This window comes from Sulfurovum sp., assembly GCF_041562805.1.
Taxonomy (GTDB): domain Bacteria; phylum Campylobacterota; class Campylobacteria; order Campylobacterales; family Sulfurovaceae; genus Sulfurovum.
Map to the genome: position 1 here is coordinate 1 of NZ_JBFFOH010000049.1, position 16,186 is coordinate 16,186.

The following is a 16,186-nucleotide window of genomic DNA, read 5'->3' on the forward strand; positions in this document are numbered from 1 at the left end:
CTTGTAGAGAACATTAAAAAAATAGAGATAAATAAGTAGAGTCCCCAATCAAAGCAAGTAGCATTAAAAAAACTGCTCTTAATCTGAGTAAATCAGAGTAATCTGCTGATAAAACGCTCTTGCTCTTACATTCGTGCCATTTCTGATTCCCCATTCCCCTCTGCCAGAAGTAATCTTTCTGTTCCCTTCTGTTCTCCTAACACGGTTTTAATGGGGCACTCGATATAATCGCGACTAATATAGCAAGGATTACAATAGTCAGTGACTTCAAAGTCAAAGAAAAGTGCATTCTCAAGATCTGACCCGTATTTTCAAACAAAACTGGACTTTTGTGGAGTTCAAACTAAAAAGGAAAAAAATGTTCAACAACAAAAATATACTAATCACAGGTGGAACAGGTAGTTTCGGGAAAAAGTACACAGATATGATTCTTGAAAATTACACACCAAATAAAATTATAATTTTTAGTCGTGATGAGTTAAAGCAGTATGAGATGGGACAAACTTACAATGCTCCATGCATGAGATACTTTATTGGTGATGTTAGAGATGAAGACAGAGTAAATGAAGCTATGCATGGTGTTGATTTTGTCATCCATGCGGCAGCATTGAAACATGTTCCAGTTGCAGAATATAATCCTATGGAGTGTATTAAGACTAATATTACTGGCGCTGAAAATGTCATCAAAGCAGCTATTAAAAATGAAGTTGAAAAAGTCATAGCATTGTCAACCGATAAAGCATCCGGACCAATTAATCTGTATGGTGCTACTAAGTTGGCATCCGACAAACTTTTTGTAGCTGCAAATAATATAGTTGGTACAAGAAAAACAAGATTTGCAGTTGTACGATATGGAAATGTTGTTGGCAGTCGTGGTTCTGTTGTCCCATTCTTTAAACAACTGATGGCTGAGGGAGCAACAGAATTACCAATTACTGATGCAGCTATGACAAGATTTTTAATTACACTTGAAGATGGTGTAAATTTTGTTTTAAACAATTTTAAAAGAATGCATGGTGGTGAGATATTTATCCCAAAAATTCCGTCTATGAAGATGACAGATTTAGCCAAAGCCCTTGCCCCAGACTTACCTCATAAGATCATAGGCATAAGACCTGGGGAAAAAATGCATGAAGTAATGATAACAGAGAATGATACAGTAGTAGAATTTAGTGATTATTATGTCATAACACCAACTATACAATTTGCTCATATAGTAAACTATGATACAAATGCCTTAGGTCAAACGGGAAAAGAGATTGGTATTGGGTTTGAATATAACTCTTTAAATAACACGGAATGGTTAACTAAGGAAGAATTTTTAATTATGGAACAGAACTCTTAAAATGAATTTTATACCTTACGGAAAACAACTTTTAGACCAAGACGACATTGACGCTGTTGTCGGTACCTTAGAGTCAGATTATCTGACAACAGGCCCAACAGTCAAAGCCTTTGAAGATGCATTAGCCGATTACTGCGGTGCGAAGTACTGCGTAGCCGTAGCCAATGGTACGGCAGCACTCCATCTCGCTTCGCTTGTATTATTAGAAAAAGATGATAAAGTACTGACAACACCCAATTCTTTTCTAGCGACTTCCAACGCTATCCTTTATGCCGGTGCAAAACCCATCTTTGTCGACATCGCTACAGATGGAAACATCGATCTTGATCTCTGTGAAAAAGAACTTCAAAAAGATCCAACTATCAAAGCGATCTATCCTGTAGCATTCAGTGGTAACATGGTCGACCAAGCAAAACTAAAATACCTTAGAGACACCTACAATGTCACTGTCTTAGAAGACTGTGCACACGCTATCGGTGCTAAAGAGGGTGACATCAAAGCGGCTTCTTGTACCAACAGTGAGATCTCTATACTCTCCTTTCACCCCGTCAAACATATGACGACAGGTGAAGGCGGTGCCATCACTACAAACTCTAAAGAGATCTACGAAAAACTTCTGATGCTAAGGGGACATGGTATAGTCAAGACTCCTGAGATGAAGCCTTGGGAGTATGAGATGCGCGCATTAGGGTTTAATTACCGCATTACTGACATGCAGTGTGCCCTTGGACTTTCACAACTAAAAAAGCTCGATGGTTTTATACAGAGACGTATCGAACTTGTAAAAAAGTATGATGAAGTCTTTAAAGAGAGTATTGTCAAGCCACTGTATACATATGATGGTAACTCCTCTTATCACCTCTATGTCATTCAGGTAGATTTTAGTAGACTTAACCTAACTAAAGTCGATCTTTTTAATAGACTCAGAGAAAAAAATATTGGCATCCAACTTCACTACATCCCTATCAACAAACAGCCTTATTACAAAGACTTAGGCTATGGAGATGAAAAAACTCCTGTCATGGACAAGTACTACGAAGAATGCTTTTCACTTCCAATGTACCCTAAGATGAGTGACAAAGAGCAATCTTATGTTATAGACTCACTTTTCGAGGTCTTACATGAAAACAGTTGAATTTGAAGAACATAAACTCTCTAAACTCAGTTTTGGTACTGTTCAACTTGGGCTTGATTATGGCATTTCCAATTCTCGAGGAAAGCCAACCCAAGAGAGCGCTAACGAGATAATAAATTATTTAATACAAAATGATATTAATAGTTTTGACACTGCAGTTGCTTATGGAAATAGCGAAGAAGTCTTAGGCCAAGCTCTTAAGAAACAAGAGAAAGTAAACATTGTTTCAAAAGTAAAATCTGACCTATTTATGGGTGATCTAGAGAAAATAGTTCATGAATCATTAGTACGGTTAAGCACCAATAAACTATTTGCTCTGTTGCTACATGACAGTGAACTTCTTTCTGCCTGGAACGATAAACATCAAGCAAAAGTAACTTTGTTACAAGAACAAGGTCTGATAAACTATTTTGGTGTCTCTATTTATACTTCAGAAGAATTTGATAGAGCCATTAAAAATCCAGACATAAAAGTCATTCAAATACCTTTTAATCTATTTGATCAACGTGCTATTAATGATAAATGGTTTAAAAAAGCAGAAAAAGCAAACAAGCTAATTTTTATACGTTCTCTTTTTCTACAAGGCTTGTTTTTCATGAAAACAGATCAATTGACAGGTAATTTGATTGAGTCTGTCCCCTATTTGGAGGAAGTACATACATTGTGTAATAAGCTAAATCTTTCCATAGCAGAGTTTGCCATGGCTTATGTCGATAGTGTAACATCAAGCTCTGTAATATTATTTGGTTGTGATACTCTTGATCAAGCCAAAGAAAATGTCCAGAGTTATAACAACCTACCTGTTATTGAACAGAATATTTTAGATTTTATAAATGTAAAATTTTCAGACATACCAGAATATATAGTCAATCCGGGACAATGGAGTTTATGATGAAACGAAAAATTGTTGCTTTATTACAAGCAAGAACCGATTCAACACGATTGCCTAGAAAAGTTTTAAAGCCTTTATTAGGTGAACCTATGATTATTCAAGAGTTACTGAGGGTGCAAAGATCTCTGAACCTCAATCAATTAGTATTGTTGACTAGTTCAGAGACTAGCGACGATGAACTTGCAAAAGTGGTTTCTGATGCAGGCTTTTCCATTTTTAGAGGCTCAAAAGACAATGTCTTGGAACGTTTTTATAAATGTGCGCAAGAATTAAATCTAAACGATAAAGATGTCATTGTTCGATTAACGGGTGATTGCCCAGTACATGATGCAGTTATTATCGATGAATTGATAAATGCATTTTTGGATTCTGATCTTGATTATATGGCTAATTGTGTGAGTCCTATCTACCCAGATGGTTTAGATACTGAAGTATTTACATTTGATACTCTTGAAAAAGCGTATAATGGGGCAAAAAAACTTTCAGAGAAAGAGCATGTGACTCCTTATATAAGAGAGAGTGGATTATTTAAAACAGCGGATTTGAAAATAGAATCTGTGCACCCAGAATGGAGACTGACAGTAGATGAGCCTACTGATTTTATGGTTATTGAAAAAATCTATAATCATTTTGGATCTAATGCTTTTAGTTTTACTGATGTAGTTTCATATATTGAAAAAAATCCTAGTATTACAGAGATTAACAGTTCAATTAATCGTAATGAAGGTTATTTAAAATCTTTAGAAAAAGATAGGGTATAAAAAGATGAAAAAGGAAAATAGACTATATCTCAATTCTTTAACAGAAGACTTTATATCAGAACAATATTTGAGATGGATGAATGACCCTGAAGTTTTACAATTTACCGAATCACGTTGGGCCAAATATAATATAGATGATTTGAAATTATTTGTTAAAAATATCAATAAAAGCCCAAAAGATTATCTTTTTGGAATATTTATTACTGAGACGGGTCAGCATATAGGTAATATAAAAATAGGCAATATTAATGATCAACACAAATTTGCTGATCTTGGAATTATCATTGGGGATAAAGAAGAGTGGGGTAAAGGATATGCAACGGAGTCAATAAAGTTAGCAGTTGACTACGCTTTTAGTAAATTAAAGCTTTATAAAGTAACTGCTGGTGTATATATAAATAACTCTGGATCTATTAAAGCATTAAAGAAAGTAGGTTTTGAAGAATGCGGAAGACATATTAAACACTGTGTATTTGATTCAGATAGGGTTGATACATTAACACTAGAAATTATTAATAAAAGGATGGAATATAATGGGTAAATCACAGGAACTATACAACAAAGCAAAGAAATTGATTCCAGGAGGAACACAACTTTTATCAAAACGACCAGAGATGTTTTTGCCTGACTTATGGCCAGCATATTATAGCAAGGCTAAAGGTTGCCAAATTTGGGATTTAGATAACAACCAATATACAGATATGAGTTATATGGGGATTGGTAGCTGTATACTAGGTTATGCAGATGAAACTGTTAATAATGCTGTTAAAGAAGCCGTTGATAATGGAAATATGACAACACTTAATGCACCAGAAGAAGTGGAACTAGCTGAGTTGCTATGTGACTTACATCCTTGGGCAGATAAAGTTCGTTATGCACGAAGTGGTGGTGAGTCTATGGCTATCGCTGTTAGAATAGCCCGTGCTAAAACACAAAAAGATATAGTTCTTTTTTGCGGCTATCATGGTTGGCATGATTGGTATCTTGCAGCAAACCTTGCTGATGATGAGGCACTAGATGGACATCTTATCCCCGGACTTTCTCCGCGTGGTGTTCCGCGTGGGTTAAAAGGCACCTCTTTCCCTTTTAAATATAATGATGTAGATGGTTTTCTAGCTTTATATGAAGAGCATAAAGGTAATATAGCTGCCATCGTCATGGAACCATTACGTAATGTACATCCTAATCAAGACTTTATTGATGCAATTCATGCAAAGAGCCAAGAAAGTGATGTCGTCTTAATAGTAGATGAGATTACTGCTGGTTGGCGTTTAAATGTAGGTGGAGCTCACCTTTTATTAGGTATTCAACCCGATATTGCAGTATTTGGAAAAGCTATTAGTAATGGTTTCCCAATGGGTGCTATCCTTGGTAAAAAAGAGGTGATGGATGCCGCTCAAGACACATTTATCAGTAGTACTTATTGGACTGATCGTATAGGTTTTGTATCATCACTAGCTACAATTCATGCATTACAAAAAAATAATGTTGTTGAACACCTTTGGAATATGGGAAAGAAAGTTCAAGAAGGTTGGACTGCAGCAGCTAAAGTACATGGTTTAGCTATTCACGTAGATGGTATTTATCCTTTAGGACACTTCGGTTTCGACCATAAAGAATCACTTGCCTTAAAGACCTTATTTACAAAACTAATGTTAGAAAAAGGCTTTTTAGCAACGACAGCTTTTTATGCGTCTTATGCACAGAAAGAAAAAGACGTACAGAGTTATTTAAAAGCTGTAGATGAAGTCTTTAGTACACTAGCGGGTTATATCAATGAAGATGACATTGCAAAACATTTACAAACACCTGTTTGTCATAGTGGGTTTTCAAGACTAACATAGATAATGAATATATTGATTAGAGCAGATTCATCTTCCACAATTGGTACCGGGCATATTATGCGTGACTTGGTTTTAGCGGAGCAGTTTGAAGATGCAAAGATTACCTTTGCTACACAAGATCTAGCGGGTCAGATCAATCATAAAATCGAAGAGAAAAAGTACACTATCAAAATTCTTAACTCAAATGAGAGTGATGAACTCATATCTCTTATAAAAAGTGATGCTATTGATATGATAGTCATCGATCATTATGGGATTAATGACCAATTTGAGAAAGAGTTAAAAGAACAGACTGGTGTAAAGATCTTTGTCCTTGATGATACTTATGAAAGACACCACTGTGATATCTTGCTTAACCACAATGTGTATGCTGATCCGGTGAGATACAAAGACTTAGTACCTCGAAACAGTGAACTTCGGTGTGGTTCTAAGTTCACCCTTTTAAGAGATGAATTTCAAATTCAAAAACTAAAAGACAAAAAGAAAAATCAAGCAAAAAAAAATGTCTTAATTGCCATGGGTGGAGCAGACCACTCTAACCTCAATCCTGAGATTATCAAAGCTTTACAAAACTTTCCTAATCTTCATGCAAATATTGTCACTACAACATCAAATCAATATCTTGATGAGCTCAAAGCCTGCACTCTAGGTAATAAAAATATCACTTTACATATTAACACAAGTCAAATAGCCAGTTTGATGCATGAAGCTAGCTTTGCCATTGTGACACCAAGTGTTACCGTCAATGAGATCATTTATATGGATATTCCATTTATCGCCATTAAAACAGCTAGTAATCAAGATGAGATGTACCAATATTTACTAAAAGAAAAGTTTGTTGTACTTGAAAAATCCAATACACGTATCTTAGAAAATGAGATAAGACTACTCTTAGAGACTCTGAGCATAGAACTTATCAACTTTATTGATCTCTCTTTAGATGAAAAAAGAATGGTCTTGACGTGGCGCAATAATCCAAATATAAGAAAATGGATGTTTAGCCAAGAGATTATAGAGATCAAAGATCATCTTGCCTATGTTAATTCATTAAACAAAAGAGAAGACCGCCTCTACTTTTTAGTCAAACAAGAGGGTCAGGCTATTGGCGTCATTGATTTCACAAATATTGATTACCAAAAGAGAAGTACTGAATTTGGAATCTATGCCAATCCAGAGCTAAAAGGAGTCGGCCAGATTTTAATGAAGGCTATAATTGACTATGCCTTTAATTCTTTAAAGGTCAAGACTTTGATCTCTGCTGTGATAGAAGAGAATCTACCTGCAATCAAACTTTACAAAAGATATGATTTCAAAGAAGTAGAAATAAAGAAAGTAGATAACAAAAATATAATATATATGGAGCTAAAAAATGAAAATAGGTAATTTTGATTTAAGTACAGATGGTACCTATATCATTGCAGAACTTTCTGCAAATCATGGTGGTAAGATCGAAATAGCAAAAGAGACTATTAAAGCAGCAAAAGAGATTGGAGCTAATGCCATAAAGTTGCAGACCTATACTGCAGACACTATTACTCTAGATAGTGACAATGATGACTTTATCATTAAAGGTGGTACCCTGTGGGATAGTAAAAAGTTGTACGATCTTTACCAAGAAGCTTTCCTCCCGTGGGAGTGGCATAAGGAGCTGTTTGAGTATGCAAGAGAGATAGGGATCGACATCTTCTCCTCACCATTTGATAAGACAGCCGTTGACTTTCTAGAGCAGCTTGAACCTTCAGCATATAAGATCGCTTCGTTTGAGATAACTGACTATGAGCTTATTCGCTATACCGCTTCCCAAGGTAGACCTATCATCATCTCAACAGGTATCGCAACCATCGAGGAGATCCAGGATGCTGTCGATATCTGTAGAGCAGAAGGAAACCATGGTATTATCCTCCTGAAATGTACGTCGGCTTACCCCGCTTCATTAGAAGATGCAAACCTACTGACAATTCCCAACCTGGCGGAGACTTTTGGTGTTATAAGTGGTTTTTCCGACCATACGCTTGGTATAACGGCTCCTGTTGTTGCAACAACATTAGGAGCAAAGGTTATTGAAAAACATTTTATCTTAGACAAGTCCATTGGTGGGGCAGATGCTGATTTTTCTTTAGATAAAGAGGAGTTTTCTGAGATGATAGAAGCCGTGAGAGATACCGAAAAGTTACTTGGGAAAATTGATTATAGTATGAATGAGAAAAAGAAAAAAAGTAGACAATTCTCTCGTAGTCTTTATGTGGCTGAAGACATTAAGGCCGGTGAAGTGATAACGGAGAAAAATATTCGCTCTGTGAGACCTGGATATGGCTTACATCCTAAATATTTAAAAGACATAATTGGTAAAAAGATAACTCAAGCTACCTCTATGGGAACCGCTTTAGACTGGAAACATATTAACTAGAAGGAAAAGGTAATGATTAGAAAGATCTTTACACAATTAAAACTCATGAAAAATCCTGTTGCTTGGTATAAGTTTAAGAAACAAAGAAAAGTGACTGATGCTATAACTCGTCTACATGAAGCAAAAAAATGCGCAGATAAAATAAATACAAAAGAGTCAAATTATCTTCAACTGATACGTGAGGATGATAATGATTTAGCAAGAAATTTTGAAAAAGATGGGTATATCTATCTATCTGATCTTTTAACGCCTGGAGAAATCAACGATATCAATAACTATTTAGAAAACCAAAAAATGTTTGATGGTTATCGACTAGATTTTGGCGAATTTGATAATAGTAATGTACCATCTGAAACCCATGTGGGTAATTTTAATGCTGATGTAATGGTGAACTGTCCTCATATATTTAAATTAGCAAATCATCCAAAGGTTTTGAGTCTGGTGACACGCTATTTGGAATGTAAGCCAATGATCAATAATATACTTGGATGGCGCTCATTTGTGATTGATGCCAAACCTGAACATCCTCAAAATTATCATAGAGATGTCGATGATTGGAAGCTAGTCAAACTTTTTTTATATTTAAACGATGTTGATATAGATGGAGGACCACACTATTATGTGAAAGGCAGCGCTTATACTAACAAATGTACAGAGATTAAACGTTTTACTGATGAAGAAATTGAACATAAATTTGGAAAAGAAAATATAGTACCTCATGTTGCTCCACGTGGAACAGTAGTTCTTGAAGACACTTACGGTATACATAAGGGTGCAGTACCTAAGACACATGATAGAGCAATTATTCAAATAGTTTATACATTAAATCCTTTACCATATAGTCCTACTAAACCTTTGAAAACAGTAGCTGAGATAGTGGGTGGAGATAAGTTAGATAAATATATTAATCGGATTTATATTAAGTGATGAAATATGTTATTTTAATTGCCAGTCATTTTCCTATTAAGCATATTACATTATTAATATTGCAAGTAATGAATTTTATTTCAAGAATACTCAGTAATTTGAAATTTTATGCGATGACTGCAACAAAAGAACGAGTGATCTGTCACTGGACTACAGAGATAAAGTATGCAAAAAATATCACCTATGGAGAAGGTGTAATCATTGGTCCTAAATGTACATTAGGTGCAAAAAGTAAAATAATAATCGGTTCGAATGTACGTATCTCAAAAGGGGTGTTTATAGAAACAGCGGGTTTAGATTTTACTAAAGAACCTCCCTATCCACATATTTCAAAAGAAATAATTTTAGAAGATAATGTTTGGCTAGGTGCCAATGTTATTGTCTTAAGTGGGGTAACTATTGGTCAAGGAAGTATCATAGGTGCGGGTACAGTTGTTTCTAAAAATGTTACTCCTAATTCAATCCTTGTTAGTGCACAAAACCGTATAATTAAAATGAAAAAGTAGAAATATGAAAATAGTTTTTATTGAAAATATGTATCGTACATACTTTTGGGAACGTATAGCAGATAGACTAAAGCTAGCGGGGCATGAAATAGGTTGGATTGTTCAAAATCACGTTTATAGACCTCAAACAAATGAAAATATTCATATTGTTCCGTACCCTACTAAAAAAAATAGAAAAGAAAATTCTTTACATTTAAAATCATTCTCATATATCCGTTCAACTGACCGTATTATAAACTTTTTTGATGGAACTGATGATCATTATTCTTACTACTATGAAAAATTTAGTGAAGCAATAAATGATTTAAAACCAGACTTGGTAATTGGTGAATCAACCCTTTTTCATGAAATTATGATCATTGATATCTGCAAAACAAAGAATATACCTTTTCTTCATCCTGCTTCGACAAGCTATCCTTCCGGAAGATTCTCTTTTTACTATAATGATACAAAAGTGCCATTTCAAGGGGAAACATTAGCCTTTGATGAAGAACTGTATGATAATTTAGTTGATAGCATTGGCAAAAGAAAAATTGTCCCTGATTATATGAAAAAACCGGTTGTACCAACAAATAAATATAATTATCCAAAACATAAAAGCATACAAGATAAAAGTATGCGCCTTCAAGCATATTTTAGTGGAGAAAAATATAATACACCATCGCCCTTGAGAAAAATAAAGAAAGATAAAGAGGTACAGATATTATTGAAGGAATGGGATTTGTTGGCCACTTCATTAAATACAATTAATGATAGCAAAAAAATACTACTTTATCCTTTTCAGTTACAGCCAGAAGCAAACCTTGATGTTTGGGGTAATGCACATCGTGATCAGGTAAAATTAGTTCAGGAAATGGCAAATGTTATTCCTAAGGATTGGGTAATTGTTGTGAAGACAAACCCAAAAAGTAAATACGAAATGTCAGAAGAATTAATTTCTCTCATAGGTGAACAAGACAATATTATTGCATTAGATAGAAATGTTCCTATGTCAGATATTTTTAATCTGTCTAATATTGTTGTCACAGTGACAGGAACTATTGCCATAGAATGTGTACTAGCCAATAAACCTTTAGGGTTATTAGGTGTAAGTATGGTAAATGAATCTACAGGGTGTCTAAATATGTTAAATGCACAAGAAGTAGTAGAGTTAATTACTACACTTGAAAATGGGACATTTATAAATGCTAATCAAGAGGCTAAACGAAATATTATTCACCGAATGATGACGACAAGTTATCCTGGCCTGATTTCTGATCCTGTATCGAATCCAAATTGTGTGAATGAAGATAATTTAAATCTAGTCTGTGAGGGCTTTTTAGAGGTTATGAAGAGAATTGAAACTTATGAAAATTAAAATAGCTGCATTTATTTCTTTGTTGTTCCCTCCATGTAAGATAAAAAACATGTTACTTAGTTTGGTTGGATGGAAGATCGCACCTCATGTGAAAATCGGATTTTCATACATATGTGTTAAACACGTAAGTTTAGGTGAAAAGAGTAGTGTCGGACACGGGAACTATATAAAGGTAGATTGTTTATATTTAGAAGAAAGTGCTTATATCCAAAAATTTAATCAGATATATGGACCACTAATAGTTGTATTGAAAAAGCAGGCTGCTATTGGTAATTTAAATAAGATTGTACGTGCGAAGCATCCTGTTTCTTGGGGGCATTCTATGCTTAAGTTAGGTGAATTAAGTAAAGTGACATCAAAACATACCATTGATTGTATGCGTCCAGTTGTGTTTGGTGATTTTAGTACCTTGGCTGGTTATAACAGTCAAATATGGTCTCATGGTTTTATGCATGCTCTAACAGGACCAGGTCGTTATAGAGTAGATGGATCTATAAGTATAGGAGATAATGTTTACATTGGTTCAGGATCAATATTAAACCCAGGAATTAAAATTGTAAATGGTGTCATTATTGGTTCTAACTCATCAATTTCAAAGTCTTTGCTTAAGTCCGGTCTATATGTTAATCAATCTTTGCGTTTTGTTGAGTTTGAATATGATCAAGGTATACAAAAATACCCTATGCTTAATATATCGAAATTAAATGATAAAGTAATACATAAAAAATATGATTAACAGACTCTTAAAACACGGTGCGCTATTTGTATTGGCTAAATCCATCGTATTGATAGCACCTTTATTCGCTGCATATTTGTTAGATAAATCATCCTATGGATTGTTTGAATGGTCTCTGTCTATAGCTATGATAATCAGTACAGTGATCACATTGGGTGCAGGCAACACTATAGCATTTGAAAAAGTTAAAAATGAACAAAGTGCATTAATATACATTGGGCAAACATATTCTGTATATCTGAGTTTCATATTAGCTTTTTTAAGCATTATTATAGCTATTTTTTTTCATGAAGTATCGATAGTCCTGGTGTTGGGGATGAGTTCATTTTTTGTTGTTCAGTATGCTTTGAGTGCATATATGAAAGCTAGTGGGTTAGGTGCTCGTGCAAGTATTATAGATAGCGGTATATATATTGTTCTACTTATCTTGCTCATGCTAGCTTTATTTCAAGAAGATTCAAAACTACCTTATGTTGTAAGTTTTTCTATTTTTGCAATGATACTGGGTGTTTTTTTAAATTCAACGATTGATAGAACTACCACGGTAACTAAAAATGAAATAAGAAAATTCTTAAAACGAGGTTTTCCTATTATGCTTTCTGGGGGAATGGTGATTTTCTTCTTTAATTTACCTAAAATGCTATTAGGATCTGAATCGATGGTACTTGTAGGGGAATTTTCTCTATACTTTAGATGGGCTGCTATGGCATTGGTGGTTTATCAGTTTATCATAGTAATGTTTTTTCGTGATTTATATACTAAGTCCTATCCTGATTTTGATAAGTTTATCGCAAGTATAAGTTTAGGAATCTATATTCTTGGATTTTTTATTCTAACTTTTTTGTATTTAGCAAATGCATATGAAGTCAAATATCTTCCATTACCCGACCTTGACATTTCAGTTCAGGTTCTAATGATTGCTATCATAGCATTATGGACACTTACTGCTTCTTTAGAAGGGCTACTTTATAGAGAAGACAAATCTATCCATCAGCTATGGGCTAATTTGTTGGGAATAATCATTTTTTTAATAATTTACAATTTTCACCAGGATGATAAAGATACAATTTATTTGATTACATCTAGTTGGCTTATTTCTTTTGCTGCTATAATTTTTTATCAATTATTTATTATTCATAAATTTATATTGAAGGCTAAATTCACTTTTATAAATAGTTTTTTTGTGTTGATATTGGTTATAACAATTTTCTTATCGGAGATCAAAGTATGAAAAAGGTTTCTATAAATATTCCCTCACCTTTTAGTGTGTTGACATGGGGACTAATGCTATATCTTTTTATCTTTTTCATAAGCCCTCTAACACCAACATATACTGGTACTGTTTACAGCTGGTCATACTTGCTTGTCTCCATCTCAGCATTATATTTAGGTTTACTGTTTGGTTATAAAAAATTAACTTTTCAAGCTAGAAAAATTCAAATAACTATTAACATTAAAGTCTTAAAAAAAGTGTTTAAAATTATTTTGATGGTTGCAATTGTAGGTGTGCTTCTAAGAATAATTGATAAATATTATTTTAGAGGTGCAACCTTAGCGTTAGACATTGTTGAAAACAGAGAAGCCCTTTCTGCCCAAAGTTCAGGACTGATTTCAATCATATCTGCTATTTTATATCCATTTAGTTTTATTATACTTTTTTATTATCTCTTTTTAAAACGAATTGAAGCAATATCTACAGTTTGGCTATCTCTTGTTTTACCGGTTTCGTTATTTCCAATTATTGATGGTTTGTTTTTTGGTTCAAGGTCTTCAGCACTAGTTTTCGTGGCTTTAACTGTTTTTTACTTTGGTGCTTTTAATTTTTTCAAACTTAAACTTAATATAAAAACATTAATAATAGGAATTACTTTTTTGGGAATAATGTTTTCTTTAAGTGGTTATCTATTTTCTTTTCGAACGGAAAGTCTTGGAATGGATCCTATCTTAAGTACGCAAATTTCAGGATATGCACATTTTGTTAAGTTAGATATGGAGTGGACTAATTTTTTATATTCTATGCAAGGAAATTTTATTTATTACTTCTACATAGGAATGATAAATTTTGTACAATATTTTATACATGGTGTTTTCGAGTTATTATATATGGTGGATGTTTTTGATACAGAACATATTACATATGGGGGACAGAACTTTTTTATTATTATGAAATTCTTTTCTAAGATAATTCATTTTGATTTAGATTTTATTAACAATGCACAAATCCGTGCAGGCATTTATACAACTTTTTTTGGACCTGTTTATTACGATTTCGCATATATAGGTGTTTTCTTTAGCTTTCTGTTTAGTTTTACCATTGGAAGAATTGCATCAAACATCATTAAAAAAGGAAATATCACGCTTTTGCCTCTTTATTTCTATCTGTTGATTATATTGTTTTTTTCACTTGTAGTTAGTCTTTTGGTATATGCGCAGGGAATGTATCTTATAATAGCTTCTTTATTAAGCCATTTGATTGCTAAGAGATTTTTGAATAAAGATACGTTAGCTTTTTGTACATAACAAAAGGGAAAAAATGAGAAAAAAGAAAGTTCTACAATTAGGTAAATTTTATTCACCTTATAATGGCGGAATAGAAACAGTTACCTTTGATATAACAGAGTATCTTAATGCTCAAGGTATCAAAACTGATGTTTTATGTTCAAATGAAAAAAATGAATATTCTGATGAAACTATGAATGGCTATAATGTTTTTCGGACTAAGTCTTGGGGTGTGCATTTTTCTACATCAATAACTCCACAACTTATAACTAAATTAAGAAAAAAAGCAAATAATTACGATATTTTACATATACACCTTCCTAATCCTATGGTAAACTTGGCGTTGCTTTTGGTAAATACAAATCAAAAAATTGTTTTACATTGGCACAGTGATATCATAAAACAAAAATATTTGCTTAAGCTGTATGAGCCATTGCAGACTTGGTTGCTTAGAAGAGCAGATTCTATCATTACTACAAGCCCTAAATATATGGAAGAGTCATTAGTATTGCAGCCATACATAGATAAATGTATTTCTATTCCACTTGGTATAGATGAATATAAAATGCAATATACTGATGCGAAAGTACAAAGTATCAAAGAGAAATATAAAAACAAAAAAATTATATTTACACTCGGTCGTTTGATCTATTATAAAGGATTTGAGTACCTTATAGACGCTGGAAAATATTTAGATGATTCATTTATCATACTTATTGGTGGTAAGGGTGAACTCAAAGAAGAGTTAGAACAGAAAATCAAAAAAGAAAAACTAGAAGACCGTGTTAAGCTTTTAGGAAGAATCGAAGATTATGATCTTGGAAATTATTTTAAGGCTTGTGATCTTTTTTGTTTACCATCGATAGCAAAGTCAGAAGCATTTGGTGTCGTTCAAATTGAAGCCATGAGTTTTGGAAAACCTATTGTTGCTACAAATATCAAAGGTTCAGGGGTAGATTGGGTAAATAAAGACGGCGTTAGTGGTCTAAATGTTCCAATTAAAGATGCTGAAGCAATTGCCGAAGCTTGTAAAACTATTATGTCAGATGAAAAGACTTATCAAAGGTTTTCTCAAAATGCAAGGGAAAGATTTCAAAATAATTTTTTACGAGAAAAAATGGGTGATAAGACTATTGAACTTTACAAAAAGTTATTTGATGATAACGTTGAGTTAGAAAATAGATGAAAAAAGAAATATTATGATCTTAGTAGCGGGCGGAGCGCCGACTACGACTCCATACTCCGTTTTCTCGGCAGAGAAGGCATAACAACGCGCTACATCCCCGAAGTGCTTGTCAAGATGCGTGTCGGCGGTGCCAGCAACAGAAGTCTTAAAAACATCATACTCAAAACAAGAGAGGACATCCGCGCTATGCGCAACAACTGCGTCGGCCACCTCGGCACTCTTATCTTTAAAAACATCTCCAAGATCCCGCAGTTTTTTAAACGGGGTTCGTAAGCCCTGCAAGGGCCGCGAACATGTAAGGTCAAGAGCAGTGGCCACTAATCTGTGGGTAAGAAAAAGATCGTAGCACGTACCACTTAGCACTTAGCATGTACCACATAGTCCTTATCCACGAATTGCACCAATGGCACGAATTCAAGAGCGAGAGCGTTTATCAGCAGATTTCTCTGATTTGCGCAGATTAAGAGCGGTCCCCCAGGGTCTGCCCCCTCGGGTACGGATTTATGGTGTTAAAGAGAAATGACTATGCACTCTTTAAAACAAACGGAAGCTCAATAGTGTGTTCATTGGTCTTTACATTTAAGATCTCTA

Annotated in this window: 15 protein-coding genes; all 15 read left to right on the forward strand. The window is 34.0% G+C overall.

Annotation, left to right across the window (positions count from 1 at the left end; all coding sequences use genetic code 11):
- The first annotated feature begins 358 nt into the window (after positions 1–358).
- The 15 genes from pseB (at position 359) to ABYK33_RS07750 (ending at position 15,595) form a co-directional block, all read left to right on the forward strand.
- Entirely contained in the window at positions 359–1,345 is a 987-nt protein-coding gene (pseB, locus tag ABYK33_RS07680; protein WP_373032487.1) for a UDP-N-acetylglucosamine 4,6-dehydratase (inverting), read from the forward strand.
- 1 nt (position 1,346) lies between these two features.
- Complete coding sequence (gene pseC, locus ABYK33_RS07685; protein WP_373032488.1) at positions 1,347–2,480, forward strand: UDP-4-amino-4,6-dideoxy-N-acetyl-beta-L-altrosamine transaminase; 1,134 nt, start codon at positions 1,347–1,349, stop codon at positions 2,478–2,480.
- On the forward strand, positions 2,467–3,372 hold the full coding sequence (locus tag ABYK33_RS07690; RefSeq protein WP_373032489.1) for an aldo/keto reductase: 906 nt from the start codon (positions 2,467–2,469) through the stop codon (positions 3,370–3,372). The genes pseC and ABYK33_RS07690 overlap by 14 nt, the downstream gene beginning before the upstream one ends.
- Positions 3,372–4,133: a cytidylyltransferase domain-containing protein gene (locus tag ABYK33_RS07695; RefSeq protein ID WP_373032490.1), complete on the forward strand. Its 762-nt coding sequence runs from the start codon at positions 3,372–3,374 to the stop codon at positions 4,131–4,133. The genes ABYK33_RS07690 and ABYK33_RS07695 overlap by 1 nt, the downstream gene beginning before the upstream one ends.
- Positions 4,134–4,137: 4 nt before the next feature.
- Positions 4,138–4,674 carry a GNAT family N-acetyltransferase gene (locus ABYK33_RS07700; RefSeq protein WP_373032491.1) on the forward strand — a complete coding sequence of 179 codons (537 nt, stop codon included), beginning with the start codon at positions 4,138–4,140 and terminating at the stop codon, positions 4,672–4,674.
- Positions 4,667–5,977 (forward strand): aminotransferase class III-fold pyridoxal phosphate-dependent enzyme, encoded by a 1,311-nt coding sequence (locus ABYK33_RS07705; RefSeq protein WP_373032492.1) that lies wholly within the window; start codon positions 4,667–4,669, stop codon positions 5,975–5,977. The genes ABYK33_RS07700 and ABYK33_RS07705 overlap by 8 nt, the downstream gene beginning before the upstream one ends.
- A gap of 3 nt (positions 5,978–5,980) precedes the next feature.
- Positions 5,981–7,360: a UDP-2,4-diacetamido-2,4,6-trideoxy-beta-L-altropyranose hydrolase gene (pseG, locus tag ABYK33_RS07710; RefSeq protein WP_373032493.1), complete on the forward strand. Its 1,380-nt coding sequence runs from the start codon at positions 5,981–5,983 to the stop codon at positions 7,358–7,360.
- Positions 7,347–8,384, forward strand: a complete 1,038-nt coding sequence (gene pseI / locus ABYK33_RS07715) for a pseudaminic acid synthase (RefSeq protein WP_373032495.1) — start codon at positions 7,347–7,349, stop codon at positions 8,382–8,384. The genes pseG and pseI overlap by 14 nt, the downstream gene beginning before the upstream one ends.
- A gap of 12 nt (positions 8,385–8,396) precedes the next feature.
- Complete coding sequence (locus ABYK33_RS07720) at positions 8,397–9,311, forward strand: phytanoyl-CoA dioxygenase family protein (RefSeq protein ID WP_373032496.1); 915 nt, start codon at positions 8,397–8,399, stop codon at positions 9,309–9,311.
- Positions 9,312–9,379: 68 nt separating this feature from the next.
- Complete coding sequence (locus ABYK33_RS07725) at positions 9,380–9,817, forward strand: DapH/DapD/GlmU-related protein (RefSeq protein ID WP_373032498.1); 438 nt, start codon at positions 9,380–9,382, stop codon at positions 9,815–9,817.
- 4 nt (positions 9,818–9,821) lie between these two features.
- Entirely contained in the window at positions 9,822–11,174 is a 1,353-nt protein-coding gene (locus ABYK33_RS07730; protein ID WP_373032499.1) for a hypothetical protein, read from the forward strand.
- Positions 11,164–11,910, forward strand: a complete 747-nt coding sequence (locus tag ABYK33_RS07735; RefSeq protein WP_373032501.1) for a hypothetical protein — start codon at positions 11,164–11,166, stop codon at positions 11,908–11,910. The genes ABYK33_RS07730 and ABYK33_RS07735 overlap by 11 nt, the downstream gene beginning before the upstream one ends.
- Positions 11,903–13,141 carry a hypothetical protein gene (locus ABYK33_RS07740; RefSeq protein WP_373032502.1) on the forward strand — a complete coding sequence of 413 codons (1,239 nt, stop codon included), beginning with the start codon at positions 11,903–11,905 and terminating at the stop codon, positions 13,139–13,141. The genes ABYK33_RS07735 and ABYK33_RS07740 overlap by 8 nt, the downstream gene beginning before the upstream one ends.
- On the forward strand, positions 13,138–14,430 hold the full coding sequence (locus ABYK33_RS07745; protein ID WP_373032503.1) for an O-antigen polymerase: 1,293 nt from the start codon (positions 13,138–13,140) through the stop codon (positions 14,428–14,430). Before ABYK33_RS07740 ends, ABYK33_RS07745 begins: the two co-directional genes overlap by 4 nt.
- A gap of 13 nt (positions 14,431–14,443) precedes the next feature.
- Entirely contained in the window at positions 14,444–15,595 is a 1,152-nt protein-coding gene (locus ABYK33_RS07750) for a glycosyltransferase (RefSeq protein WP_373032505.1), read from the forward strand.
- The last annotated feature ends 591 nt before the right edge of the window (positions 15,596–16,186 follow it).

Coding starts and splice junctions, on each gene's coding strand:
- pseB (WP_373032487.1), top strand. CDS start 359: ATGTTCAACAACAAAAATATACTAATCACAGGTGGAACAGGTAGTTTC.
- pseC (WP_373032488.1), top strand. CDS start 1,347: ATGAATTTTATACCTTACGGAAAACAACTTTTAGACCAAGACGACATT.
- ABYK33_RS07690 (WP_373032489.1), top strand. CDS start 2,467: ATGAAAACAGTTGAATTTGAAGAACATAAACTCTCTAAACTCAGTTTT.
- ABYK33_RS07695 (WP_373032490.1), top strand. CDS start 3,372: ATGAAACGAAAAATTGTTGCTTTATTACAAGCAAGAACCGATTCAACA.
- ABYK33_RS07700 (WP_373032491.1), top strand. CDS start 4,138: ATGAAAAAGGAAAATAGACTATATCTCAATTCTTTAACAGAAGACTTT.
- ABYK33_RS07705 (WP_373032492.1), top strand. CDS start 4,667: ATGGGTAAATCACAGGAACTATACAACAAAGCAAAGAAATTGATTCCA.
- pseG (WP_373032493.1), top strand. CDS start 5,981: ATGAATATATTGATTAGAGCAGATTCATCTTCCACAATTGGTACCGGG.
- pseI (WP_373032495.1), top strand. CDS start 7,347: ATGAAAATAGGTAATTTTGATTTAAGTACAGATGGTACCTATATCATT.
- ABYK33_RS07720 (WP_373032496.1), top strand. CDS start 8,397: ATGATTAGAAAGATCTTTACACAATTAAAACTCATGAAAAATCCTGTT.
- ABYK33_RS07725 (WP_373032498.1), top strand. CDS start 9,380: ATGAATTTTATTTCAAGAATACTCAGTAATTTGAAATTTTATGCGATG.
- ABYK33_RS07730 (WP_373032499.1), top strand. CDS start 9,822: ATGAAAATAGTTTTTATTGAAAATATGTATCGTACATACTTTTGGGAA.
- ABYK33_RS07735 (WP_373032501.1), top strand. CDS start 11,164: ATGAAAATTAAAATAGCTGCATTTATTTCTTTGTTGTTCCCTCCATGT.
- ABYK33_RS07740 (WP_373032502.1), top strand. CDS start 11,903: ATGATTAACAGACTCTTAAAACACGGTGCGCTATTTGTATTGGCTAAA.
- ABYK33_RS07745 (WP_373032503.1), top strand. CDS start 13,138: ATGAAAAAGGTTTCTATAAATATTCCCTCACCTTTTAGTGTGTTGACA.
- ABYK33_RS07750 (WP_373032505.1), top strand. CDS start 14,444: ATGAGAAAAAAGAAAGTTCTACAATTAGGTAAATTTTATTCACCTTAT.